Raw genomic sequence first — 26,077 nt, 5'->3', positions numbered from 1 at the left:
TGTTCAGGGCCCAAATAACTGGCTTAACGCCATACACCCCATTGACCCGTTGTGCCTGGTTCCTCACCAGACGTCCACCACTGGGCAGTCCATTCTTTGCCGTTGTGTGTCACCACATCACCTTGGTTGTAAACGGCCGTCTTGTCCCACAAGTTGGTTGGTTCAACTGGTGGCGGTACATCCGCTTTGATCAGTGACAACGCATAACTGAAGTCTGCACTTGGCGCTAATACTTGGTTTGCATTCACGTTCTTACTATCGAACATGTAGTGGTTCATCTCTTGATGCCAAATGCCAACATACCAATCGCCCGTTTGCTGCGCGTTAAATTGATCTGCTATTTCTGCAGCCCAAGTCGCCGTATTGTTTGCGCTGATTGGTAGTGAAATATCGACAATTTCATTCCCCGTCGCATTAAACGTACGGAAACGCACCGTATCGCCAGACTCTACTGGCCCAAAACCTTGCTGAACAAAGTAGCCTAGAGATGTCAGATTGTTGCCTGGTTCGGTTGGATCAACAGGGTCAGTCGGTGGCGTCGTACCCGTTCCGTTTAACGTAATGTCACTACAGTTGTAGAAGCCTTCCCCAGCGACATCAATGCGCTGCCAACGAGTATAAAGCACCGCATCGCCGGAACGATCAGCAGGGAAAGTCACCTGAATACGGTAGCGTTTTTCCGCATCAACATACACATCACCTGCGGTGTCGATCAGCTCTAAATCACTCCAAGTAAGAGGTTTTGAATCATCATAAGTTGGCTTGGTGAGATAGAATTCCCAGTACGATGGGTTGTGCGGCGCTTTGCCGTAAAACACCAATTCAATCTGGTTATTTGCATCTGGCGTAACATTGGTGCGCTGCCAGTTTGGAGAAGGAATGTTCAAGCCTTTCTTAGCTGCATCGCCAGCAGAACATAGCTCACCGTCGCGAACCACGGCTTTCACATGCTCCATATCTCGGTAATTTGGTACGTTTGCTGCAATTTCGCTACGCTGCACAAACGGATACGCGCCAGATTCTTCAAAAGCCGCTTTACACGCTTGGTTAGGGATCTCGTTGGTCCAAAAACCACCGTCTAAATAACACGTATTCTGACGAGCACTTGGAAATTCTACCCAGCCGTGGGCGTTGACGTTAAATGAGCTCAATGCGGCAACAGCGCTTAAGCTCAAAAGAGGAAGTGTTACATGTGATTTCATCGTTCATCCTTAATTTTGCTGACTCGCCGCTCTGAAACACAAGCGGTTTAAGCAAAACTAGCAGGATGGGATTATTTAGAAGGTGAGAATAAATATGGAAATTGTAAGAGTGCCATCTGCTTTCCAGCATTTGTTGTGAACCATTCTCATACTCGACTGACTCTTTCGAGTCACTTCAAATTCGTGTGCCACAAAAACTGTCACTCTCGTTTGGCTAGCGCTCGTCTTTTGGTGTGTCCATCACCACCATGGTTGTGATCGACTTGACGTGTTCGCACTCACCCAACACATCAGCGTGAAACGCTTTATAAGCGGCGAGATCTTGCGTTTCCACACGCAGCAAATACTCGTTCGCACCAGTGATGTTGTGACATTCCACCACCTCGTTTACAAAACGCACATGCTCTTCGAAACCCAACTGCGCCTGCTTAGAGTGCGAGGCCAAACCAATCGACACATAAGCGACAAAACCCACGCCAAGTTGCTGATTATCCAGTACCGCTCGGTAGCCTTTGATCACGCCTTTACGCTCTAAATCTTGCACTCGGCGTAAGGTTGCAGACGGAGATAAACCAACGCGTTCCGACAGCTCCACATTGGAGATTCTTCCGTCTCGTTTGAGCACTTGCAATATTCTTTCGTCAAATCTATCCATGATGATGTTTCATTGCTTATTTAGTTTCTAATCATCAAATAAAAGCACAATATTGACCTCAGTTCTACTTATAGTTGTTCTTTACTTATCGAGAACTGATTCAAGGAACAATCTATGGAATATCATCAACTGGGCGCTTTGGCGTTGTTCGCTTTTGTCTCCACTTTTACGCCGGGTCCCAATAACATTATGTTGATGACCTCAGGGGCAAATGTCGGCTTTAAACGCACTATCCCACACATGTTGGGCATTACCTTCGGCTTTGGTGCCATGCTAATTTTGGTGGGTATTGGCTTGATGAGCCTGTTCCATGCCTACCCGCTAACCCACTCGATTTTAAAAGTATTGAGCTTGAGTTATTTGCTGTACTTGACGTACAAAATCGCCACCAGCGACAAAACCGAAGCAAAACACGATTTTCGCCCGATGTCTTTTTTAGGGGCTGTTGCATTCCAATGGGTGAACCCAAAAGGTTGGTCGATGGCGTTGACGGCCATTACGGTATACAGCAGTGGCGGTGCATGGCTCGAACTGACTTTTATCGCCGGTATCTTCTGTTTAGCCAACTTGCCATCGGTAACATTTTGGACGGCGGCAGGTATGCAATTGCAGCGTTGGTTGACCACCGATAAACGCGTTAAGGGGTTCAACTACAGCATGGCTGCGCTGTTGCTTTTGTCTACGATTCCAATGATATAAGTCTATTTTGGGTTAAAAAACGACTCACTTTACGTAATTGGGAAAGGACAGATACTGCATTTTGCTTGAGGCTTTGGCGTTAATTCACAGTGTAAATTTGTTTAAAGACGCTACCCTCTTGTTAGGGAACTTGATAATCTTTAAATGAGAAAGAGAATAATTATCGAGTAAAGTAACAATGAAAAAGAAGCCTCAACCTAAAACGCTTGTTGTCACAGACACAGAAACCATCACTCCAAACATGCAGCGCATTACCTTGCAAGGTGAGGCGCTGAGCCACTTTCCTCGTGACTGCGAAGGCAGTTACATCAAATTACTGTTTAACGATATGGGCGGCGCGGATCTGAGCATCCTGCCAGAAGACGACCGACCAATCATGCGCACCTACACTATCCGACGCTTTCATCCAGAAACCAGTTCAATCGAAGTGGATTTCGTCCGACACGTAACGCAAGATCTGCAATGCGGATTTGCAGCGCGTTGGGCAATGGCCGCGCAAAAAGGCGACACGATCAGCATTGTTGGGCCAGGTAGCATCTCCAACTTAAATACTGAGGCGGATTGGTTCTTCATGGCTGCCGATATGACCGCACTTCCAGCGCTTTCTGCGAAAATTCGTACGTTGCCACAAGAGGCCAAAGGCTACGCTGTGATCAGCGTGATGTCTCCAGCCGACATTCAACCCCTACAAGCGCCAGCCGGTATGGAGTTGATTTGGCTAACTGAACAGCAAACCTTGGCTGATAGCGTTCGCGAACTCGAGTGGTTAGACGGTAACGCTTCGGTATGGTGTGCGTGTGAGTTCGATTCAATGCGCGCGCTGCGCCAATATTTCCGCAATGAGAAAGAAGTCGATCGCGAGAATATCTACATCAGCAGCTATTGGAAGCAAGGCGTGTCTGAAGATGGGCACAAAGTGATTAAACGTGAAGACGCGGAATCCAACCAATAGTGATTCATGTCTTTTCGATTCCAGCTCTCATCCTAATAAAAACGCCCGGCATCACTGGGCGTTTTAGCAACTTCAGTTGTATTAAAGTTCATGAAAACTCTAATCCGCTAGTTCCTGCGCTAAAAAGTCGATTAACAACCTCACTTTGGGCGATAAATTTCGGCTTTGTGGATACAGTGCCCAAATGCCTTCACGGTCGTCTCGGTAATCGGTCAGCACCTCGACTAGCTCACCGTTATCTAGAGCTTCTTGAACGTAATAGTCCGGCAACTGCACTAAACCCAAACCACGTTTGGCGGCGCCCATTAGCGCAAAACCACTATTGCATTTAATTCTCCCCGATACGCGCAAAGACTTATCGCGTTTATTTTCCTTAAAATGCCAATAATCGACCGAACCAACTAGGCACTGATGTCGAGCCAGTTCGGATAATGTGTGAGGCTCGCCAAATCGCTCCAAATACATAGGGCTAGCACACACGTAATTTTGACGCGACGAAAGACGCTTTGCGATCATGCTGGAATCTTGCAGGCGGCCAAGACGAATCGCCACGTCTACCCCTTGCTCTATCAAATCCAGTTTTTGATTGGTCAGAACTAAATCGAGGTCCACACGCGGGTACTTCTCCAAAAACTGATGCAAGAGCGGTGCGAGGTTCATTTCCCCATAGGTCACAGGCGCTGTCACACGCAGCAAACCTCGCGGTTCGGTTTGCATTTGCGTTACAGCAAGCTCAGCTAGTTCTAGCCCTTCGACCAAGTGTTTGCACTGCTGATAATAAAGCTGTCCAGCTTCAGACAGAGAAACTTTTCGCGTCGTGCGATGCAGTAACTTAACCGCAAGACGCTCTTCAAGTGCCGATACGCGGCGACTGATTTGTGCCACTGACGTTTTCAGTTTAGCCGCGGCAGCTGTAAAGCTGTTAGTTTCCGCTACGGCAACAAACTCGCTGACTCCTTCCCAATTCGCCATGCTGTATTCCTGTCGACCTCTTCTAGACAAATAGTGATTACATTGTTCTCGTCGAGCTACGCTTTGAAAACGGGAAAACTTTACGCGTCAGGTAACGGACGAAGATCGTCGTATTGCGCATCAAGCTCAATACCAAAATATTCTTTCAACGCATCCAGGTAGGCTTGACCTGGCTCTAGCTCTATTTCTGTTAGCGCTTCATGATTTGTGCATCTGAGTGTGTAGTTAAGCAGCGTCACCAACCCACTTTCTGTCGCTCTAGCAGCGACCCTTGCGCTAGTAAAACGCGAATTAGGCGAAGTCGAGGTAAAGAAGTTGCTACATGCAATGTCACCAGCAAACACAAACTCTAGGTCAAAGCTGTATAGATTGTTCCACGTGTCCGTTCCATCGGTTGAAAGCACTTGGAGGAAATAACCAAACTGAGCATCTTTGACAAAACGGAAGGTTTGTAAATCCGTCTGAATCACTTGGTCAAGGATAAATGGCAATGGCGCTCGAGGGGTATTGGAGCCAAAACCCACATCGACAATCCATGTTTGTTCCTCTAACGTCACTAACGTGATTTGATGACTACGACCTGTTGGTGTACCAGACACATGTACACGCCCTAGCAAACTTCGCGCTTCAAACCCAAGAGTGTTGAGCACATCAAGCATTAAACCATTTAATTCAAAGCAGTAACCACCGCGAGAGTGGTACACGGTTTTTTGAATAATATCTTCAATCTCAACAGAGACGCCTCGCTGCAATGCGATGTCAAAATTCTCAAACGGCAGGCAACGATGCTGCGCCACGTGAATTCTGTGCAATGACTCCAAATCGGCGGGCAATTCACTAGGCAAGCCTAGCTTGGTTAAATAGGCACTCAGATCCGTCTTATTCATAATCACTCTTACTTAGCTGATGGTTTGACAGTTTTCTACTTTAGCCCCTCTATCTAACTTCAGGTCAATCACCTTTTCCATTTCCCTTCCGCTTTAAGGAGGCATCGCACTCTTTTTACACGCTCACCTTATCATTATTACGCATATGTAAAAATCATTTTCAAAATGGACGGATTATCATTTTTACTGAAACACCTAAAATGAGCACCAACAAAACGACGAAGCGCGGTAAGCAAACCTTAACTACGCTTATTACGTCACTCCATATACTGAAAATATAAAGGAAACATCCAATGTCGCTTGAAATCAAACCTGGTCAAACTCACATAAAATCAAAAGCAATGGTCGCTTGGGCTGCAGGTGAGCCGCTTAAAATGGAAGAAGTGGATGTACAACTTCCAAAAGCCGGCGAAGTGCTAGTACGCATCGTAGCAACTGGTGTTTGTCACACTGACGCATTCACACTATCAGGTGACGATCCTGAAGGTATCTTCCCTTCAATCCTTGGTCACGAAGGTGGCGGTATCGTTGAAATGGTTGGCGAAGGCGTAACAAGCGTTGAAGTTGGCGACCACGTTATCCCACTTTACACTGCTGAATGTGGTGAGTGTAAGTTCTGTAAATCTGGCAAAACGAACCTATGTCAGGCCGTTCGTGAAACGCAAGGTAAAGGCCTAATGCCAGATGGCACAAGCCGATTCTCTATCAACGGCGAAACTATCTTCCACTACATGGGTTGTTCTACTTTCTCTGAGTACACGGTTCTTCCAGAAATCTCACTAGCGAAAGTAAACAAAGAAGCACCACTTGAAGAAGTTTGTCTTCTAGGTTGTGGCGTAACCACTGGTATGGGTGCGGTATTAAACACAGCTAAAGTTGAAAAAGGCGACACAGTGGCAATCTTTGGTCTCGGCGGTATCGGTCTTTCTGCAATCATCGGTGCTCGCATGGCTGGTGCCAGCCGCATCATCGGTGTAGACATCAACGAAAGCAAATTCGACCTAGCGAAACAACTTGGTGCAACTGATTGCATCAACCCACAAAAATTCGACAAGCCAATTCAAGAAGTGATTGTTGAAATGACAGACGGTGGTGTTGACTACTCATTCGAATGTATCGGTAACGTAAACGTGATGCGCCAAGCACTTGAGTGCTGTCACAAAGGTTGGGGTGAGTCAGTCATCATTGGTGTTGCTGGTGCAGGTCAAGAGATCTCAACTCGTCCATTCCAACTGGTAACTGGTCGTGTATGGCGTGGCAGCGCTTTCGGTGGCGTTAAAGGTCGCTCTGAGCTTCCAGAAATCGTAAACCGTTACATGGCTGGTGAATTCGGCTTACAGGAGTTCATTACCCACACAATGGGATTAGCAGACGTCAACAAAGCGTTTGATCTGATGCATGAAGGTAAGAGCATCCGAACAGTTATCCATATGGATCAATAATGCTGCCTCAGGCTCTCCTTTTGGGGAGCCTGAATTCCTTCTGCTAATTAGAGAGTTTATTCATGACCATTGAAAATGTAAGCCAAGCCAAAGTGTTTGGCGGTTGGCACAAGCAATATACACACGAATCCAATGCCCTAAACTGCACCATGCGCTTCGCGATATTCTTGCCACCTAACGCAACGAAATCAAATCCCGTACCCGCGCTATACTGGCTCTCTGGTTTAACGTGTACCGATGAGAACTTTATGCAGAAAGCGGGCGCATTTCGTATGGCGGCCGAGCTTGGCATTGCGATCATTGCACCAGACACAAGTCCGAGAGGCGAAGGTATCGCTGACGACGAAAGCTATGACCTAGGAAAAGGAGCTGGCTTTTACCTTAATGCGACGCAAGCACCTTGGTCACTGCATTACTGTATGTACGACTATGTGACTGAGGAGTTGCCTGCGATCATCGAAAGTAACTTCCCAGTCTCTGACGTGAAGTCAATTTCCGGTCACAGTATGGGCGGCCACGGAGCGCTCACCATTGGTCTGAAAAATTCAGAACAGTACCGTTCTATTTCAGCGTTCAGTCCAATCAGTAACCCAATGCAATGCCCTTGGGGACAAAAAGCCTTTACTGCTTACTTAGGCAAGGAGCTTGAAAGCTGGAAGCAATACGATGCAAGTGAACTTCTAAAACAACAACAATCACCATTACCAATTTTGGTTGATCAAGGTGATGCTGATGGCTTCTTAAATGAGCAGCTTAGACCGGAAGCGCTGATTGCTGCGGCAAGAATACACGATTCAAACCTAACCTTGAGAATGCAACCAGGCTATGACCATAGCTATTACTTCATCTCAAGCTTTATTGAAGAGCACCTCAACTTCCATGCAAAATATTTGTTTGCATAGTTAATTTAAGTAAGCTCATGAAATAAAAAATAAAGTCACCAAAACTAGGTGACTTTATTTTCTTTACGTACTAACAAATACATATCTGAATATCGATGATTTAAATATGTAAAATAATGTAACTTAAGAACAAATTCGACATCCATTTCTCGCCTTATTAAATTCTCATTTCCGACACAGTATCTTTATTAAAAATGACACAAAGTTGCACTAAAAACCAATTAAATACCGCGAAATCATTACGAAACTCTACCATCATCCCAATACTCTGAGCTTTTAATTAAGAAGCAACTTAATAACCTTGACGTGACGTAAACCGACAGTTATTTTTGAAACATAACGTATTATAAAATCTCATCCGGTTGGCTCTATAATTATAAATAAATTACCGCTAGCACCTTTGTCCTAGCTAAGAAAAAAGAATAAAACTCAAAAGGGCATATGATGAAAAAGATAGTCGCGCTAGGTCTGTTTTTTGTTGCGCCATTCTTGTCTGCAAATACGATCGTATTTAGTAGTAGCCAGCAGCCTAGTGTCATACTGGAACTGGAAGAGATCCAAGCTTTACCTACCACTAGCTACACGATGACATTGCCTTGGCTTCCTGCCTCGTCAGAGTTTTTAGGCGTTAAACTCAGCACGCTGCTTACACACGTCTACGGAAAGGTACCAGAGCAGGTTGATATCAGCAGCTTAAACGACTATCACTCGACATTGTCCCGACAAGATATTCTTCGATATCAACCAATACTGGCTTATCAACAAGATCAGAATTACATAAAAGTCAGGAATAAAGGCCCTTTCTGGGTGATATATCCACTCAATCTCTATCCAGAGCTAAACTACAATAAATATCATGCGCAAATGGTATGGCAAGTAAATGAAATAAAAGAAAAATAATAAGAATGAAGTTATCAGAACCCTATTCTAAGAAACAAAGAATATTGCAATATTCTACCACCAGCAAAATGCTGCTGGTGGTGTTTGCCGTTTCTTTGCTTCTCGCGAATGTCGTGCTTTTACAGCAAACACGTTCACTCTCACAAAATTTTAATAACGAACAAAAACAAGCGACTTGGTTTTTATTCCAACTCTCCAAAGAACTATCAGAACTTGTCGGCGAGGCCAGACGGTTAGATGAAAACGTGTTGAATATTGATGGTGCAGAGCTTCAATACGAGTTAGCGTGGAGCCGCTTTGACTTATTGACCAGTAGCACGAAAGCCAATAAGTTCTTTTCTCGGAACAACATGCACCTTTACTTCATTAACCTTTTTGAAGAGTTCAAAGAGCTAGAAAAACAACTAGTAGAAGCTAGAACAGGTGATAGCCAAGCTGCTGCTGCATTTTATCGTTCAACTCAAACACTATATTTAGGCTTAATAGATTTCGTTAATCAAAACTTCCGTCTAAGCAGTAAAGCTTATGAAGCACAAAAAGGTCAAACCCAGCGCTTAATGCAAGCACAATATATGTTGTTTGCGACGTTCGTTTTGTCGATTATCTCTCTAACTTATTTCTTTTATCGTGAATCCCATTTTCATAGAAAATTGGCGCTAAGCGACCCTTTGACGAACCTAGGGAACCGCAATGCACTATTCATAACCCTAAACAAATTTACTCAAGAAAAAAGGCCCTTTTCTCTCTGGATTCTAGATTTAAATGGTTTTAAAGAAGTCAACGACACACACGGACACCAAGTTGGCGACACTGTACTGCGGGAAATCGCTAGGCGGCTTAATTCTATGGCACTCAATGATTTTACTGTTTATCGCATGGGAGGAGATGAGTTCGCGGTTATCCTTGAAGGTGAACATCTCAATGAAGAGAACGTACGTGAGCAGATAAATACCGTCTTTGATGCACAAATATTAAACTCCGATAAAGTCTCAACACTTTCAACAAGCATGGGCTTAGCGCAATACCCTAAAGACAGTGACAATGTTGACTTTCTTATCAGCATAGCGGATAAGCGCATGTACAAAATGAAATTTCAACGTTAAACGGTATATATGATGAGAAAGTTCATGCAAGTACTGCTTCTACTGGCAGTCATTGCGGCAGGTGTGTTGGCTTGGGCATTTATTCCATCGCACGAAACCATCGGGCAAAAAACGCTTGAGCAGGCACTCAACGACGACTACAGCCTAGTTGGGCATCGAATCTACTCAACCGATCCGGATGCTGGCAACCGATTCGGCTACTTCGTATTGGCAACGGGCCAGAGCATTGAAGAGCAAGAGCCGTTTTTGGTCACTTCGGATCAGTTTATTCGCATGGAGCAAACGGGTGATAATACCTTGTCTGTGACCATCAATGGCCGTATTTACCATTATCATAACGACTTGTGGGTGCCAAAATCAGACGGGAAATTGCAACACTTTTTAGTCAGCGCAACCGCCAAGTACGTACGCTAAAACGGGAACATTACTACCCCCTCCCACCACACACACAAAAAAAACAAAGCCCCGCATACACTGCGGGGCTTTTTACGTGAAGAAGAAAATAACATCGAATAAATGAGCGTTACTTCGCTAACACTTTCTCTTTAATCACTTTGAGTACCCCAGCCTCTTGGTTGCTTGGCGCAGAATAACGAGCAATTTTCTTAATCTCTTCGTGCGCGTTGGCAACCGCGTACGAATGCTCACTGACTTGCAGCATTTCGAGGTCATTGAGGTAATCACCAAACGTCATGGTTTCTGCCGGAGTAAAATTCATCGTCTCTTGAAGATGCTGAATGGCCGCACCTTTAGAGGCCTCGGCATTCATCACATCCAGCCAGATTTTTGCACTCACCACGACTTTATGCGTTGCGCTAAACTTCGCGTTCATGGTCGGAAACAGGAGCTCTTCCGAACCGTCAAAGTGACAAATTGCTACCTTAATAAACTCGTCTTCGACCTCAAGCAAATCCGTCACATATTCACAGCGGTGGTAGTACTTTTGAAATTCTTCCAGCGATTGCTGATCATGCGTTTCGATGTACGCCGAGCGCTTGCCACACAATACGATGTTCGCCCCGTCAATCTCACGAGCCGCTTTCACAATCTCCAACACTTCCGCTTTAGGAATGGTACAACTGTAGAGCTCTTTGTCTTGGTACATCACTAAGGTGCCGTTTTCAGCCACATACAACAGTCTGTCTTTGATTGGCGCGAACGTGTCTCGCAGACTGTAATACTGACGACCAGACGCAGCGGAGAACAAAATACCTTGCTCTTCCAGTTGCAAAAACAGATCGAAAAACTCCGGATCCAAACGACCGTATTGGTCAAGCAATGTGCCATCCATATCGGAAGCAATAAATTTGATGCGAACTTGTGACATTAACTAAAACTCTAAATGACGCTGCGAAAATATATCCATGTAAGGTACAGGATCTTGTATGAATCTCAAGTCGGGATGACGACGCTTTTCGCTATTACCAAGGATGCTGTTTAAAGTAATCTTCACTGTGATCGATGAAAGCTCTCACCGCAGGAGACAAGTGTTTACGTGATGAATACAGCGCGTAAATGTTGAGATCATTTGGCTTCCAATCCGGCAACACCGACTCAAGCAGGCCTGATTTGAGATAGATATTGCTCAAGTAAGTTGGCAACATCGAAATACCCATGCCTTGTAAAGCGCCATGCAATAACGCCGTGGCCTCATTGCTGGTTAGGCGACACTCAATTCCCACCGATTCGAACTGGTCGCCCTGAGACAAATGCCACACGTGACGCTCAAAGTTTTTGTATCCCAAACAGTCGTGTGAAGATAAATCTCGCGGATGCGCGATCGCGTGGCGAGTTTGTAAATATTGCGGTGATGCTACCAACACCGATTCGCACACCGCAATCGGCTTACCAATCAAAGAAGGATCGGGATCTGACGCAATTCGGATCGCCAGATCGATACGTTGTTCGGTTAGATCACTCACTGAATCTTGCAGATCTATGTCGATATGCACTTTGGGGTGCTTTTGCATAAAACTGTTTACTACGGGGATCAACTGTGAGAATCCAAATGAAGTACTAGACGCAAGACGGATTTTTCCGGACAGCTCACCATCAGCGGCAATGTTCGACGTTAATGTATCGGCCTGTTTTAACCAGCGCTCAATCTGAGGCAAGCTGCGCTCCCCTGCGGTGGTGAGGGACACCTTGCGCGTGGTGCGGTGTAACAAACGAGTTTGCAGCCAGTTCTCCATCGCCTCTACATAACGAGTCACCATTGGCCGAGACATGTCTAACCGCTCTGCGGTCGCGGTAAAACTGCCAGAATACACCACATCCACAAACACTTTTGCTGCCGTTACTCTGTCCATACATTTGATCGAAATAAGAAATAGTGATGCACATTATTGTGTATTTTTCCGAGCGTATCAATTTCCTAATATAGCTCCCGTTCCCAAGCCATGGTCGCTTGGCCCCAAATTCTTTAGGAGCTTATTATGAAAAAATTAACTTTGATTGCTGCATCCATTTTAATGGCAAGCCCTGTCCTAGCCTCTCCCCTTACTCTTGAGGTTTACAACGCCGACGGTAACAGCTTCCACGTAAACTCAACCTTGGTATACGGTGAGACTGACGCCATGGTTATCGACACTGGCTTCACCAAAGCTGACGCGATGCGCATTGCCGCTAAAGTGCTGGACTCAGGCAAAACGCTTAAAACCATTTTTATCAGCCAAGCGGACCCAGACTACTACTTTGGCGCAGAGGCCTTACACCAACAGTTCCCTGATGCGCAGATCATCGCAACGCCTGCGGTTCAAAAAATTATTAAAGAGAAATTGGCTGGAAAGCTGGCGTACTGGGGACCAAAGCTTGGCGCAAACGCACCGGTAAAACCAGTGATCCCTGTCGCGTACGACAAAACATCATTGGAGCTAGAAGGTCATAAGATTGAAATTCGTGGTAACCATGGCACATCAGCACACCGCCCTTACCTATGGATTCCAGATAACAAAGCTATTCTAGGTAACGTAGCCGTGTACTCAAACGTACATTTGTGGATGGCAGATGCCGCTGACCAGACCGCCATCAATGCTTGGGAGCAGCAACTTAGCGAGATGCTTGCGCTTAAACCTCAAGTGGTCATTCCTGGTCACATGAAAGCAGGCACAAAGCTGAACGCAGACACCATTCGCTACTCGCAACAATACTTGCAGGATTTTCAGCAAGCGAAAAAACACAGCAATAACAGCGTTCAACTCATTGACACCATGTCTGCGAAATACCCAGAAGCTCAATTGCCAATCGCGCTAGAAATCGGTGCGAAAGTGCATACTGGTGAAATGTCATGGTAACCGTGCATTACTTCTTCGATCCCATGTGTGGTTGGTGCTACGGGGCATCACCACTCATCGAAGCCTTGATGGACACCTCTCAATTTAAGGTAGAGCTTCATCCCGGCGGTATGATTGAGAAACGCGCGATTGAACCTGAATTTCGTCAGCACATCATCAACAGTGACGCTCGTATTGCAACCGAAACCGGAGCGACGTTTGGTGAAGCATATCTGCAACGCGTGAAAAGCGAAGATGCGTTTGTTCTTGATTCTTATCTACCAACACAAGCGATCTTGAGTGCGGAAAAAATGGTGCTGAATCCATGGCACATGCTAAAGGCCATCCAATCTGCGCATTATCAGCTCGGGTTAAAAGTGAATGAAGCATCGACGCTCAAAGCCATTGCAGAATCGCTAGGTTTAGCAAGTGATGCGTGGGAGCAAAACATGGCGTTAAGCGAAGCCGAACTAGATGAGAGAATTCGCTCTAGCCGACAATTGATGCGACAGTTACACGTTGGTGGTTATCCAACCCTGATTGCAGAAGTAAATGGCGAGTACTTGACCTTGCCGCACTCGGCCTACTACGACAAACCGGCACAGTGGAAGCTTGCATTACAAAAACTGCGATAAGCTCTTCCCCACTCGCTCTTGTTCTTAATCCAAGAGCGAGTGCCAACACCGACATGGCAATCCTGACTCAAACAGGTACAATCCTCGCTCGATTTTTTACTCTCGCGGATACCCACCATGCACTCGCCTGAACATTGTTTTACTCGTTTTACTGCTGATATTTCTGGCTATGAATTGCCAACGCAGTTTACGTTTCCGTTCTACTACACGCCGCATCCTCTTTGCGTTATGGCCGCAAAGCAATTGCAACAGCACTTATTAGCGCAAACCGACTTCGAACACGATTTTGGTTTGGTTAATGAAGAAACGGGGCGAGGCAAAATGTTTGGCGTATTACTAGTAGAAAGCCCTCAAGGCGATCTCGGCTTTTTAAGTGCGTTTTCTGGCAAAATTGCTGACCAAAACTTGATTCCAGGATTTGTCCCTCCTGTGTACGACATGCTGACCGATGAAGGCTTCTTCCGCGCAGAAACGGATGCCATCAACGCCGCCAATGCGGAGTACAAAACCTGTGCCGCGAATCCGGAATTAGCGGATCTTAAAGCGCAAATCCAAGCCGACCGAGCCGCTTATCAGCAAGAGGAGCAAACACAGCGCCAAGTGATGATTGATGGCCGAGCAGCACGCAAGCGACAGCGCCAACAGGGCGAGCAAACGCTCAATGCCGATGACCTCAAAATCTTGTTGGATGAGTTGGGTAAACAAAGTGTCGCCGAGAAAAACGTTCTCAAATACTTAAAGCAAGCGTGGGATGAAAAGCTTGCAATCAAAGAAGCGCGATTGGCCGAGTTAGAGCAGCAACTTGCTCATCTGAAAGAGCAGCGCAAGACACTCTCCAACGCTTTGCAGCACAAACTGCATAAACAATACCGCTTTCTAAACAACCATGGCGAAGCACGCGACTTGGTGGACATTTTTGCGGACACCACAAACCCAGTCCCACCAGCAGGTGCGGGGGAATGTGCTGCGCCAAAACTGCTTCAATACGCGTTTAAACACGAATTCAAACCGCTGGCGCTGGCAGAATTTTGGTGGGGTGTGTCGCCAAAGTCTGAAGTTCGCCAACACAAAAAATTCTACCCATCGTGCAACAGCAAATGTCAGCCGATTTTAGGCCATATGATGCAAGGGCTGGACGTCGAACCCAACCCATTAGCGGAGAATTGGGCAGAAGACAAAGAGCTGGAGATAATCTACCAAGACGACGCTATGGTCGTCGTCAACAAGCCCTCGGGCTTACTTTCAGTGCCTGGTAAAACTATCAAGGACTCTGCTTATACGCGCCTACAAGCGATGTACCCTGATGTGGAAGGGCCGTTTGTGATTCATCGCCTCGACATGGCGACCTCTGGCATTTTGGTGTTTGCCTTAACCAAGCGCGCGAACAAAAGTCTGCAAAAACAGTTTATGGCTCGCGGCGTAAAAAAACGTTATATGGCAATGCTCGAAGGCGTATTAAACGAGCCTGAAGGGGAAATCTCACTGCCAATGCGTGGTGACCCTGACGACCGCCCACGTCAACTGGTGTGTTTTGAACACGGGAAACATGCAGAAACCTACTGGCAACTGATTGAAGTCAAAGATGGGCGCAGCAAGGTATACATGTATCCGAAAACCGGGCGTACTCACCAACTACGTGTACACAGTGCTCATCACATGGGGTTAAACATGCCGATGGTTGGTGATGGTTTATACGGCGAAAAAGCCAACCGCTTACACCTGCATGCTGAGATGCTAGAGCTGGATCATCCATACAGCAAAGAGCGCATGGTGTTCAAAGCTGAGTGCGAATTCTAACGTCTTCCCGATTTTAAATAACAAAAAGGCACTGACTAACAGTGCCTTTTTTGGTTTCTAACAACAGAATAGGCGTGATGCGCAATACCGAAAACCGTTAGCTCACCTTAAACTTGGTCCACACCTGAGAGCGCCAACGTCTTGCCATGATGATACCACGTACCCATTCATCGAGTGCGATTGCCATCCAAGCCCCTAAAACGCCATAACCCAAGTGGATGCCAAAGATGTAAGAGAAAAGCACGCCTAGTCCCCACATACTCAAAATCCCCATTTGCACTGGGAACTTGATGTCACCCGCGCCTTTGAGCCCCGCGATAAAAATCAGGTTAAACACACGTCCGGCCTCGAGCAAAATTGAGCCCATGACTAACGAACCTGCCAATGCGAGTATCTCTGGTTGATCGGTAAATACGCGCAGAATCTCTTCTCTAAACAGGTAAATCAGTGTGGTTGCCGCCGTTGATGCCACAAATCCCACTAAGAAGTAGATTTGTACGCGTTTTAAAATGCTGCTCACCCAACCTTTACCGATGTAGTAACCAGTCTGAATTTGCGCTGCCTGACCAATTGCCAACGCGAAAGCAAACGAGAAACGGGCAATGTTTTGTGCATAAGTGAAAGCCGCCAACGATGCCGTCCCCATTTGCACCACAAAATACACAATGCAGATTTGCGCCACGTTGTAAGACAGCACTTCACCCGCGTTCATGCCGCCGATTTTTAAGATCTTTTTGTAAATCTCTGCGGGCACTTGTTTCATGGTCGACATCGGTAGTTCAATGCTGCTGCGAGCGAGAATAAACCATAACATTAACGTACCGATGACTTGGCTGACGACGGTTGCTATTGCTACACCTTGCACACCATACACAGGTAAACCGAATGGCTGGTAAAGCGCAATATAGTTACCAATGATGTTGAACACACCCGAGATCAAATTCACCACCATTGGGGAACGTGAATAACCATGACTACGCAGAATAGTTGTAAAAACAACGCCAATCGTAACGTTAAACGTCATCGCACCGCTTATCAGCAGATATTCATGAGCGTACTGCTCAACTTGCGCTTCCAAGCCGTAATACGGGAGTAGGTATATCGCACCAAGTACGGCAATCACACTCAATAGCACACCGACGAGCACAGACAGCGCAATACTCGCAACACCAACGCTCACTGACTCTTGCTCGCGTCCAGCGCCATTGTATTGGGCAATCAAAATCCCCGTACCGCTACTGACAAACGTCGAAACGATGATTAAAAAGAAGGTAATCTGCGTGATCACACCAACAGCGGATACGGCTTTGTCTGAGTAGCCACTCAGCATGAACACGTCACTGGTTCCTAAAGCCGTCCGTAGCAAAATTTCGACAAGAATTGGCCAAGCTAATGCCACGATGGACATTCGTTGGTTGATGTTTTGGCTTTTAGGCATGCTTGTAACCTTTCCTACAACTAAAAACTGCCTCACAATATTTGTGAAGCAGTTTAAAAATAGTGACTCGAACGAAGCTCGATATGAGGTTGTGATTTAGCGCGGATTCTAGTCGCATATTGGTCATAACGACAACAATATTTCGCCCTGTTTCGGAAAAATATTTCTAATGCATTTTCGAAACGACATATGCCTTGACGATACGTAGAGCAGAGATTGGTGAACAATACTCTCAATCAACGAGCACCGAACAGAATCAGGATAATCAATAGAAATGCGTCTAACTAGATACATTACTTTGAGTTATCAGTCCAACCATATAGAGCCATGAAGAACCGTCATGAAAACCTGCATGCGCCACCATTCCTCTTTGAACACTCGCACCAAATCACACTGATGGCTTTGCACTAAAAATGACTGATATCACATTTGGAAACTTTGTTGTTCTATTTATCGCGAAAATACCGCCTAGAATAAGCGTACACGTTAATTAAGCAAGGATACGTAATGTCGACATTGGCTGGGGCGCGCTTAGAAGAAATGGCGGACATCCGCTCAACAAGAAAAAAGAAAATTGTCTTTTTATGCTCCAGTATCGCCGCTGCCTGTTTAACTTATGGTTCCATTGCTCAATCACTTGAGAATAACTGGGGTTTAAGCTTTTTCCATGCTTTATGTGCCCTGGCATGCTTAGCAATCAGTTATGTAATAAAAGTCCAGCGGCACCATCAATACGCCGACTTATGGCTAAGTGCTGTCTTAATGTTCGAAGGGTTATTGTTACTTCTGTATAACGACGCTCCGTCAGGCAAAATGTTATGGCTATATCCTATTGTCGCCACTCTGGTATTAATTAATGAGTTTAAGGTCGGTCTGCTGTTCAGTGGCACCTACATTTTACTGATCTTTTTTGGGGTCGCTTTTTTAGATCGACTGCCAACAGCCACAGAAATCATAGAGCGGAGATTGATGCTGACCCTGATAGCGACCGCGTTTGTGTGTCACACGTTCTCGTATTACTACACGAAAGTCCTCAATTACATTCAAACACTGTATCGTGAGGGGATTGAGGAGTTAGCATATTTTGACCAGCTCACTGGGCTTGCCAATCGCTGGAGCTTTGAGACTTGGGCGCGCGCAAAGCTCGATGAAATCAAGCACTCATCTGATGACAGCATCACCGCATTGGTCTTTCTCGATATCGATAACTTCAAGCACATCAACGACACCTACGGGCACGATATTGGTGACCAAGTACTTCAAGCCTTCGCCACTCGATTAAAAAATAACATTCGCAACAAAGACAGAAAAACCGATAAACATGACTACTCCATCGCTCGATTTGCGGGCGACGAGTTTGTAATCATGCTTTACGATGTAAAAAGTAAAGATGACCTCGACAGCATCCTAAAACGGATCGTGAATCTGTTTCCGACAGGTTACCGAAGCTACGATATGATTAACGAGTTAACGATGAGTGTAGGTGCTGCTATCTATAAGCAAGATGCAAAGGATTTGTCTGAATTGACTCGATGTGCAGATAAAGCAATGTACGCAGCTAAACATACTGGTAAAAACCAGTACGCCTTTTATGAGCACTGCAATACGGAAGAACAGTCAACATCTGATGCACCAGCGGTACCAGAAGCTTGCTAATGACTAAGCGAACACATGCATCACCCAAAGCCCCACAACGAGGAATACGATTAACCACACTACTTGCAACGTTCTGTTCGGCTTGTCTTGCTGACGAGTGGGGTGATCTTTAAACGCACGGCCCTTCATTTTGCCCATTAAGCTCTTTCCTAGAGCACGTCGATAAAATTCACGTCTCTTATGAGCGGCATTGGCAACTTCGGTAAAGCGCTGTCTTTGCTCATTGGTGAGATCTTTGTCCTCGTAACGAGGAGGGAGATCAGAATGCTTGCGTTGTACTGCCATCACTTCCTCCCTGGTCGATGGGTACATTTTTATTAAGTATATACCCAAATAACCAAAAAGATGCGTTATAAGTGAAGCACATAGACGAAAAAACCACCCGAAGGTGGTTTTATGACGAGCAACAAATGAACGCTAGAAGTACTCACATAAATACGCAGTCGCTTCTTTCACTTGAAGCTCAAATGAAGAATTACCTTCCACTTCAAAAAACTCACCACTTTGATAAGTCGTCCAATCGCTCTCGCCAACACGCTTGACCACAAGCGCACCTTTTACAACCGTCATACGCTCTGGTGCTTGAGTACCAAACGTGTACTCACCAGGAAGCATCACACCAACGCTAACATCCTGATCTTTCGGGTTAAAGCCTAGTGATTTTACACTACCAGCAAAATAGCTATTTTCCTTAATATTCATTATTGGTTTCCTTATCAAAAGTCCGCTCTTTTTTACCTTGTTTCTTTCCGTTACTCAAGCTTTGAAAGCCATTAAACTCAACGTAATAACGCACATCCTTTGCTACTGAGCGAGAACCTCTTTTCGCGAGGATTAATCAGGCGACCTAAACCGAGCAAGAAAACCTGCGAAGTAATGAATGTGAGCAAACAACAAAAATATCAATAAGATGTGTATCTGAATGTAAAAGTGGACATTAGATCATAGTTTCGTCGTCTCAATGGCGGGATTGTTTGTTTTTAAAAAGGAAGGTTTCCACCATGTTAAAAAAGTGGAGAAAATTAGATCTATGACGGACTCGACTCGCCGAAGGCGAAAAGCACGACAAGAACCAAAACTTTCATTTTTGGCTCGCCACCAATCCAAAATCCTCAAGAGTACATTTGTCTGCTTCGGGATGGGTCTGTTGACGTTTTTTGGCTATCAAATCCACCTCTCCTATCAAGACCACATTGATCCGGAAAAGGTGTACGGCGAATGGATTGAGATTGGCGCGCCACCCTACCAAACAGAACGTCTCGTTTTCACTGAAGATGGGGTATACCGAAACCATCGACTTATTACGACGGAATTTGAATTCGATGGCAAGGTCATCACGTTGAATACCGGATTAGGAAAGACATCGTATCAGATCTCGGGCTCTCATCTTTCACCTCAAATACGCCGTATTGAGCCTCTTATTCCAGATCAGCGATTCATTCGTAAAGGATTTGAGCATACCGTTCAGGGCTCTGAAACCGGTGCAGCCTCTAAACGTCGCGCCGCGTTGAGTGAACACTTCAGCCGTGACTAATACGTCTTCACGGCTATTTTTCCTTTCAATTCTCTTTCTATATCAATGAAACAAAACCTTAATAAACAACAAAATAAGGCCTTCATCGCATTTAACTAACTCGTTACTGAGTAAACAATAATTTTAGTTTCTGCTGAGATTTTATAAATTATTGACTCAGTCTGACACTTTCTGTGTAACAGAGTGCGAGTTTTAGTTAAGTTCTCTCAAGTGCCTCGAAAACCGTCTTAATTTTTTTTGACGAAAAAAAACTCTCTGAAATGCTGAGTGTGATGCTTTTGCACGTGGAGTAAATCCAATCATCTTATCTGGTGCAAGAGCAGCCTATGTTCTAGGTAGAACATGAATCCAAGGATTGAGAGAGAAGTTATGATTCGATTTAACCTATGTGCAGCTGGAGTTGCTTTAGCGCTATCAGGCGCTGCAGTTGCGGCTCCAACCGCACCAAGTATCGATATGTACGGTTCCAACAACCTTCAGTTTTCTAAAATTGAACTCGCGATGGAAACCACGTCAGGCTACTACGACATGGTGAAATACCATGAGCAAGCGAAGATTACTGTTAAGTTTAACCAGTGGAGTGGCACACCTGGTGACACTTACAACGTCTATTTTGATGGTGTAAAAGTAGCAAGTGGCCCTATCACTGGTAGCCAAACGACAGCTTTGTTTGAATACGGCCAAGGTGGCTTATACCAAATGGAAATCGAAGCATGTGATGCGACAGGTTGTGCGAAAAGCGCACCAGCTGAAATCACGATTGCAGATACCGATGGTTCTCACCTGAAGCCACTAACGATGAATGTTGATCCAAACAACAAAACCTACAATACCGATCCAAGCGTCGTGATGGGTACGTATTTTGTTGAATGGGGCATCTATGGCCGTGACTACACAGTCGATAATATGCCAGTCGACAACTTGACTCACATCCTTTACGGTTTTATCCCAATTTGTGGCCCAAATGAGTCTGTGAAGTCTGTTGGCGGCAACAGTTTCAACGCGCTACAAACTGCTTGTACAGGTGTGCCTGATTATGAAGTCGTTATCCATGACCCTTGGGCTGCTTATCAGAAGAGCTTCCCACAAGCTGGTCATGAATACAGCACGCCTATCAAGGGTAACTACGCAATGCTAATGGCATTGAAACAACGTAACCCTGATCTAAAAATCATCCCATCGATCGGTGGTTGGACACTGTCTGACCCATTCTTCGATTTCGTGGACAAGAAAAACCGAGACACATTCGTCGCATCAGTTAAGAAGTTCCTGAAAACTTGGAAATTCTACGATGGTGTTGATATCGACTGGGAATTCCCTGGCGGCGGCGGTGCAGCAGCCGATAAGGGCGACCCTGTAAACGATGGCCCAGCATACATCGCACTGATGCGTGAACTGCGCGTAATGCTTGATGAATTAGAAGCTGAGACAGGCCGTACTTACGAGCTAACGTCCGCTATCGGTGTCGGTTACGACAAGATTGAAGACGTAGACTACGCAGATGCGGTGCAGTACATGGATTACATCTTCGCAATGACTTACGACTTCTACGGCGGTTGGAACAACGTTCCTGGTCACCAGACTGCGCTTTACTGTGGTTCATTCATGCGTCCTGGTCAGTGTGACGGTAGTGGCGTTGATGAGAACGGCGAACCATACAAAGGTCCTGCTTACACAACAGATAACGGCATCCAACTTCTTCTTGCTCAAGGCGTTCCTGCGAACAAGCTAGTACTTGGTACAGCAATGTACGGTCGTGGCTGGGAAGGCGTAACTCCAGATACGCTAACCGATCCAAACGACCCAATGACAGGTACTGCTACAGGTAAACTGAAGGGCAGCACAGCACAAGGTGTTTGGGAAGATGGCGTAATTGACTACAAAGGCATTAAGTCATTCATGTTAGGTGCAAACAACACTGGCATTAACGGCTTCGAGTACGGCTACGATGCACAAGCAGAAGCACCATGGGTATGGAACCGTACTACGGGCGAGTTGATCACATTTGATGACCACCGTTCAGTGCTAGCAAAAGGTAGCTACGCGAAGTCTCTTGGTCTTGCTGGTCTATTCTCTTGGGAAATTGACGCGGATAACGGTGACATTCTAAACGCGATGCACGAAGGTATGGCTGGTGGTGTGGTTCCTCAACCAAACCGTAAACCAACCGCAGCCGCTGGCGCAGATCAATCGGTAACAGGTCCTGCAAGTGTGGTTCTAGATGGCAGCCTGTCAAAAGACTCTGACGGCACCATCGCAAGCTACGCTTGGGAACAAGTATCTGGAACAGCAGTGGTACTAACAGGTGCAAACACAGCGAAAGCAAGCTTTGATGCAGCAGAAGTTACTGTTGAAGAGCAATTAACTTTCAAGCTGACGGTGACTGATAACGAGGGTGCAACGGCATCTGACCTCGTTGTAGTAACAGTGAAACCAGCAGGTGTTGTTGACCCAGTGAACAGCGCACCAGTTGCACAAGTTGTTGCTCCAGCAACAGCAAACGCTGGTGACGTTGTGGTTGTAGATGCATCTGCGTCTAGCGATGCAGACAACGATACCCTGACATTCAACTGGACTCTACCTCAAGGTCTGAATGCAACGGTTGAAGGCTCTAAAGTCACGTTCACTGCTGCGGAATACCCGCAAGACACAAGCTTAAGCTTCACTGTAAGTGTGAGCGACGGTAAAGCGTCTTCATCGGCAAGCGCGACAGTGGTTGTTGCACAGCACGCAACCGATCCGAACCCTGGTACTTGTGACAACGCATGGGATGCGAGCGCAGTGTACACAGGTGGTAACCAAGTGACTCACGCAGGTAAAACGTGGGAAGCGAAATGGTGGACTCAGGGTGACGATCCTAGCCAATCTGGCGAATGGGGCGTTTGGAAAGAAGTTGGCGTAGCTAACTGTAACTAACTTCAGCCTTGCAGACGTTCTGCTAAATAAACAAAGGACAGCTTCGGCTGTCCTTTTTGGATTTAACTTCTTAACGAGAAGAGCAACACCAGAGACGAAAAAGTCTGAGGTGTTACTTTCAAATCGAATTAGCGCAAAACGGAGCGAATCAATCAGTAAAAGTAAGGGTTACCAAGCACTATCGAGCAAACGGTCAAAACTACTGAAGACTTGCTCACACTTCATCACTCGACCATGCCCCTGACCTTGTGTTGTCACTAACTCAACGTTTTTAATCTCTTCAGCCGCTTTTGCCGAGACACTGTATTTGGTGAACTTATCTTGCTCATCATGAATAATAATGGTGTGAGACGGACGCTCAGACAAACGCTTCATCGGATCAATGGACTGTAACGGATAACCAAATTGGTCTTCAACTTCTGAAACCACAGCATTAAAAAGCTTCATCGAGTAACCGGAACGCGCAATGCTACCGAATAAGTTCTCTACGTAATTTAATACCGGAGCAATAAGCAGCAAAGGCTTGTTTTCTAATTTACTGTGCCTACACTCAAGAGCAGAAGCGGTGCCCATGCTGTGCCCAACTAGGCCAACAATATCCTCGACCGTATCCAACACATCTTCTAATCCTCTGACAAACCCCGGAATGTGCCCATACTGCCCCTCACTCTCACCATGTGCCGGATGATCGTACGCCAAAGCAGTAAACCCTTTCGACGCAATATGTTCCATCAGTGGATAAAACTGACTTGCCGTGCCAGACCAACCATGAGTTAGCACCCAAATAGGTCCAGAGCCCAAAGTATAGGTTTTGATGATGCCTGCATGCCCTTTAATTTCACCTTTGATAAGCCCTTGAGGTTCAATATTTTTAGGTTGCGTACGAGCAGGTGTCAGAAGAAGCTTGCGCGCGGTCTTCTTTGCATGTGACGGGGCCAGTGTATGGTGTAACCGAGTACTAATGTTCACCAAACTGCGCTTAATACTGAAACGTTGCGATGTATTAAAGTAAATTTTTTCACTCATAATCATGTCCTTAACTATCAGCTTTGCACAAAATAGAACGGTCGTGCTTTTTACGCTGATAAGAAAGAGCGAACTCAGCCGCTCTTTGTGATTTTATGTCTACGAATCTGGGAAGCGAATAACCGATATTAGCCTTTCCAGCGAGAAAATAAGTTGTCGATCCCTTGCCAAAACAGACGCAAGCTTTCTTGCTCACCTTTAATTGAGTAAAAAACATGCGCACTCAAATAAAGACCGTACAAATCAAACGTTGCTTGGCGTGTATCTAAGTCTGCTGCAAATTCTTGCTTCTCTTTGCCTTTCGCTATTTGGATCTCCAAATAGCTCAGCCAAGTGTCTATGGATTTACGCAGTCCGGCCTGAAGCGGGCAATCTTTATCTGCCGTATCATTCCAAGCGTCAAGAAACATACAACTTCCTTGGAATGCGTGATTCCAAGTCATCCAAGAGTCGAGCAACCCTCGAATTTTACGCTCGATATTGCCATCCCCGAGTTCTCGAGCAGGCTCAATAACCCGATCAGCGAACACTTTATTGGCGTGATCAAGCACCGATAGCTGTAAATTCAACTTCGAATTAAAGTGGGCAAACAGACCACTTTTCGACATACCGCATTGCTTGGCTAACTCTCCAATCGTAAGACTTTCTAATCCGTCTTCGCTGGCGATCTCAAAAGCCCGCTGCAGAATAAACTCTTTTGTCACTTTTCCTTTTTGCATAATCTTATTTTTAGCACGATCGTTCTTTTTTGCAATCTAGAGTTAACTGGTCTAACCATTATTCAGTGCTATTTTCGACTCACGAATCAGGTATTGATTGCGTTAATAGGTTAATAATTAAGAAGTTTGAAGTAAGTCTTAATTTTCGAAACAGCTTCAATGTAAGCGCAAGTCTGTTGACTTTTTCACGTATTACTTCAACAACAACCTGCTATTTTCACCTAAGTTTTTTATTTAGGTAAACAATGTAATGGCAAAGAAACAAAAAATAGCCAGCTTAGAGTTTGCACGTATCATTGCAATGCTTGCGATTGTGGGTTTGCATTGCCAGATGGCACTGACGTACTGGCAGTGGGATGGGATACCATGGGTTGGCTATATGCTCAACCAACTGGCTCGTTTTGCTGTTCCGCTGTTCTTTCTCATCTCGGGTTATCTAATCCAGCCGAAGTTGAGTCATTCACCTATCGATACTCTTAAGAACTACGCCAAACCGTTAATGAAGGTTTGGCTCATTTGGAGCATGATCAGTTTACTGATGCCATTCCAATGGCAGACGGTCGCTGAGGCTGGGTATCTCGCCGAAAGGCAAGGTTATTGGGGGTACTTAAGGTCAACCCCGATCAATTCACTCATCGAAGGCGGACTCGTTCATCTGTGGTTTATTCCGGCTCTGGTCATTGCCGTAGCGTTAATTGCCTTTCTCGTGCATATCAATATGGCGCAACTGATACTGCCAACCGCAGTATTGCTATACATATACGGGGCCTTTGCTGGCAGTTACGCGACCATTACCGACCTGCCAGCGCCTTTCTTTACTCGTAACGGGCCTTTTTTCAGCACGTTGCTAGTTGCTCTAGGTTATTTCGCACGAGAAGCGCAGTGGCGGTGGTCGAGAAACAATACGGTTCGATGCATTATTCTTGGCATGGCACTGCATTTTGGTGAAGCTTACTGGCTGATGCAACATGACATCGCTTTCAACTCGCACGACTTCCTATTCGGTACCGTTATCTGGACTGTAGGTGTCTTTATGTGGCTTTTGGCTCACCCTCATTTTGGCGACATGCCTTGGGTCTTCAAACTATCTCCTAGCGTGTTAGGAATATATGTTAGCCATCTGCTTATCATAATTGTCATGATGAATGTCGCTGGATTTATCGGGCTGCAACACCTCGCGAAAGATGTGTTTATTTATCCTGCAACGATTGTTGCAACCATACTGCTTGTGAAAGCAATTGACACTTCACCGTTGAAAAAATGGCTCCTACGCTAAATGCATTCAGCTCTAGATATAGCTAGCTTTAACTCAAAAGGGTTAGAGCTAGCCAGTTAAAAATGAGATTTCTCTCTCACTGACCAATTTTTGA

General features: G+C 45.6%; 25 protein-coding genes. 14 read left to right on the top strand and 11 right to left on the bottom strand.

Annotation, left to right across the window (positions count from 1 at the left end; all coding sequences use genetic code 11):
* Window positions 1-23: 23 nt before the first annotated feature.
* Window positions 24-1,202, bottom strand: coding sequence for a lytic polysaccharide monooxygenase (locus R7Z10_RS16070; protein WP_031813569.1), 1,179 nt, complete (start codon window positions 1,200-1,202; stop codon window positions 24-26).
* 214 nt (window positions 1,203-1,416) lie between these two features.
* Window positions 1,417-1,857 (bottom strand): Lrp/AsnC family transcriptional regulator, encoded by a 441-nt coding sequence (locus R7Z10_RS16065; RefSeq protein ID WP_005482841.1) that lies wholly within the window; start codon window positions 1,855-1,857, stop codon window positions 1,417-1,419.
* Between the two features lie 114 nt (window positions 1,858-1,971).
* Here R7Z10_RS16065 and R7Z10_RS16060 point away from each other — a divergent pair, with 114 nt between their 5' ends.
* Window positions 1,972-2,556 (top strand): LysE family translocator, encoded by a 585-nt coding sequence (locus R7Z10_RS16060; RefSeq protein ID WP_054578560.1) that lies wholly within the window; start codon window positions 1,972-1,974, stop codon window positions 2,554-2,556.
* Between the two features lie 178 nt (window positions 2,557-2,734).
* Window positions 2,735-3,508, top strand: coding sequence for a siderophore-interacting protein (locus R7Z10_RS16055; RefSeq protein ID WP_170897416.1), 774 nt, complete (start codon window positions 2,735-2,737; stop codon window positions 3,506-3,508).
* Window positions 3,509-3,607: 99 nt separating this feature from the next.
* Here R7Z10_RS16055 and R7Z10_RS16050 read toward each other — a convergent pair whose 3' ends face one another.
* Both R7Z10_RS16050 and R7Z10_RS16045 read right to left on the bottom strand, forming a co-directional pair.
* Entirely contained in the window at window positions 3,608-4,480 is an 873-nt protein-coding gene (locus R7Z10_RS16050) for a LysR family transcriptional regulator (protein ID WP_017633836.1), read from the bottom strand.
* Between the two features lie 80 nt (window positions 4,481-4,560).
* Window positions 4,561-5,367: an arylamine N-acetyltransferase gene (locus tag R7Z10_RS16045; RefSeq protein ID WP_005374380.1), complete on the bottom strand. Its 807-nt coding sequence runs from the start codon at window positions 5,365-5,367 to the stop codon at window positions 4,561-4,563.
* A gap of 293 nt (window positions 5,368-5,660) precedes the next feature.
* On the opposite strand from R7Z10_RS16045, the gene R7Z10_RS16040 reads away from it, so the two are divergent.
* The 5 genes from R7Z10_RS16040 to R7Z10_RS16020 all read left to right on the top strand — a co-directional run bounded on the left by R7Z10_RS16040 (window position 5,661) and on the right by R7Z10_RS16020 (window position 10,128).
* A complete protein-coding gene (locus R7Z10_RS16040; protein WP_017821027.1) occupies window positions 5,661-6,809 on the top strand; it encodes an S-(hydroxymethyl)glutathione dehydrogenase/class III alcohol dehydrogenase in 1,149 nt (382 codons plus the stop codon).
* A 62-nt stretch (window positions 6,810-6,871) separates the two neighbouring features.
* Window positions 6,872-7,711, top strand: coding sequence for an S-formylglutathione hydrolase (gene fghA, locus R7Z10_RS16035; protein ID WP_062730862.1), 840 nt, complete (start codon window positions 6,872-6,874; stop codon window positions 7,709-7,711).
* A 444-nt stretch (window positions 7,712-8,155) separates the two neighbouring features.
* Window positions 8,156-8,611, top strand: coding sequence for a hypothetical protein (locus R7Z10_RS16030; protein ID WP_005374384.1), 456 nt, complete (start codon window positions 8,156-8,158; stop codon window positions 8,609-8,611).
* A gap of 5 nt (window positions 8,612-8,616) precedes the next feature.
* On the top strand, window positions 8,617-9,714 hold the full coding sequence (locus tag R7Z10_RS16025; RefSeq protein ID WP_005383270.1) for a GGDEF domain-containing protein: 1,098 nt from the start codon (window positions 8,617-8,619) through the stop codon (window positions 9,712-9,714).
* A 24-nt stretch (window positions 9,715-9,738) separates the two neighbouring features.
* Entirely contained in the window at window positions 9,739-10,128 is a 390-nt protein-coding gene (locus tag R7Z10_RS16020; protein ID WP_250157795.1) for a hypothetical protein, read from the top strand.
* 109 nt (window positions 10,129-10,237) lie between these two features.
* Here the strand turns inward: R7Z10_RS16020 and R7Z10_RS16015 are convergent, their stop codons facing one another.
* Together R7Z10_RS16015 and R7Z10_RS16010 are read right to left on the bottom strand one after the other, a co-directional pair.
* Window positions 10,238-11,041, bottom strand: a complete 804-nt coding sequence (locus R7Z10_RS16015) for an HAD family hydrolase (RefSeq protein ID WP_318105284.1) — start codon at window positions 11,039-11,041, stop codon at window positions 10,238-10,240.
* A 94-nt stretch (window positions 11,042-11,135) separates the two neighbouring features.
* Window positions 11,136-12,023 (bottom strand): LysR family transcriptional regulator, encoded by an 888-nt coding sequence (locus R7Z10_RS16010; protein ID WP_318105280.1) that lies wholly within the window; start codon window positions 12,021-12,023, stop codon window positions 11,136-11,138.
* A 126-nt stretch (window positions 12,024-12,149) separates the two neighbouring features.
* On the opposite strand from R7Z10_RS16010, the gene R7Z10_RS16005 reads away from it, so the two are divergent.
* From R7Z10_RS16005 to R7Z10_RS15995, 3 genes are all read left to right on the top strand, one after another.
* Complete coding sequence (locus R7Z10_RS16005) at window positions 12,150-13,007, top strand: MBL fold metallo-hydrolase (protein WP_213867377.1); 858 nt, start codon at window positions 12,150-12,152, stop codon at window positions 13,005-13,007.
* A complete protein-coding gene (locus R7Z10_RS16000; protein ID WP_318105277.1) occupies window positions 13,001-13,621 on the top strand; it encodes a DsbA family protein in 621 nt (206 codons plus the stop codon). The genes R7Z10_RS16005 and R7Z10_RS16000 overlap by 7 nt, the downstream gene beginning before the upstream one ends.
* 117 nt (window positions 13,622-13,738) lie before the next feature.
* Window positions 13,739-15,418, top strand: a complete 1,680-nt coding sequence (locus R7Z10_RS15995) for an RluA family pseudouridine synthase (RefSeq protein ID WP_215810138.1) — start codon at window positions 13,739-13,741, stop codon at window positions 15,416-15,418.
* Window positions 15,419-15,515: 97 nt separating this feature from the next.
* Here the strand turns inward: R7Z10_RS15995 and R7Z10_RS15990 are convergent, their stop codons facing one another.
* Complete coding sequence (locus R7Z10_RS15990; RefSeq protein ID WP_025768746.1) at window positions 15,516-16,856, bottom strand: MATE family efflux transporter; 1,341 nt, start codon at window positions 16,854-16,856, stop codon at window positions 15,516-15,518.
* A 507-nt stretch (window positions 16,857-17,363) separates the two neighbouring features.
* Between R7Z10_RS15990 and R7Z10_RS15985 the strand changes: the two genes are divergently transcribed.
* The gene (locus tag R7Z10_RS15985) at window positions 17,364-18,512 is read left to right on the top strand and encodes a GGDEF domain-containing protein (protein ID WP_025768745.1); all 1,149 of its coding nucleotides are present in this window, start codon (window positions 17,364-17,366) and stop codon (window positions 18,510-18,512) included.
* A 3-nt stretch (window positions 18,513-18,515) separates the two neighbouring features.
* On the opposite strand, the gene R7Z10_RS15980 is transcribed toward R7Z10_RS15985, so the two are convergent.
* Entirely contained in the window at window positions 18,516-18,797 is a 282-nt protein-coding gene (locus tag R7Z10_RS15980) for a hypothetical protein (RefSeq protein WP_005374405.1), read from the bottom strand.
* A 132-nt stretch (window positions 18,798-18,929) separates the two neighbouring features.
* Window positions 18,930-19,214 (bottom strand): pyrimidine/purine nucleoside phosphorylase, encoded by a 285-nt coding sequence (locus tag R7Z10_RS15975; protein WP_170897413.1) that lies wholly within the window; start codon window positions 19,212-19,214, stop codon window positions 18,930-18,932.
* Window positions 19,215-19,542: 328 nt separating this feature from the next.
* Here R7Z10_RS15975 and R7Z10_RS15970 point away from each other — a divergent pair, with 328 nt between their 5' ends.
* Together R7Z10_RS15970 and R7Z10_RS15965 are read left to right on the top strand one after the other, a co-directional pair.
* A complete protein-coding gene (locus R7Z10_RS15970) occupies window positions 19,543-20,046 on the top strand; it encodes a DUF2850 domain-containing protein (protein WP_053304032.1) in 504 nt (167 codons plus the stop codon).
* A gap of 369 nt (window positions 20,047-20,415) precedes the next feature.
* A complete protein-coding gene (locus R7Z10_RS15965) occupies window positions 20,416-22,962 on the top strand; it encodes a glycosyl hydrolase family 18 protein (RefSeq protein WP_318105270.1) in 2,547 nt (848 codons plus the stop codon).
* Between the two features lie 168 nt (window positions 22,963-23,130).
* On the opposite strand, the gene R7Z10_RS15960 is transcribed toward R7Z10_RS15965, so the two are convergent.
* Together R7Z10_RS15960 and R7Z10_RS15955 are read right to left on the bottom strand one after the other, a co-directional pair.
* Window positions 23,131-23,988, bottom strand: a complete 858-nt coding sequence (locus R7Z10_RS15960) for an alpha/beta hydrolase (protein ID WP_017633823.1) — start codon at window positions 23,986-23,988, stop codon at window positions 23,131-23,133.
* Window positions 23,989-24,116: 128 nt separating this feature from the next.
* Window positions 24,117-24,707: a TetR/AcrR family transcriptional regulator gene (locus tag R7Z10_RS15955; protein ID WP_005374416.1), complete on the bottom strand. Its 591-nt coding sequence runs from the start codon at window positions 24,705-24,707 to the stop codon at window positions 24,117-24,119.
* Between the two features lie 250 nt (window positions 24,708-24,957).
* Here R7Z10_RS15955 and R7Z10_RS15950 point away from each other — a divergent pair, with 250 nt between their 5' ends.
* Complete coding sequence (locus R7Z10_RS15950) at window positions 24,958-25,983, top strand: acyltransferase family protein (RefSeq protein ID WP_318105268.1); 1,026 nt, start codon at window positions 24,958-24,960, stop codon at window positions 25,981-25,983.
* The last annotated feature ends 94 nt before the right edge of the window (window positions 25,984-26,077 follow it).

The organism is Vibrio sp. Vb1018 (assembly GCF_033338775.1).
GTDB classification, from domain to species: Bacteria; Pseudomonadota; Gammaproteobacteria; order Enterobacterales; family Vibrionaceae; genus Vibrio; species Vibrio alginolyticus.
This window is presented reverse-complemented; position numbering and strand designations above follow the sequence as displayed.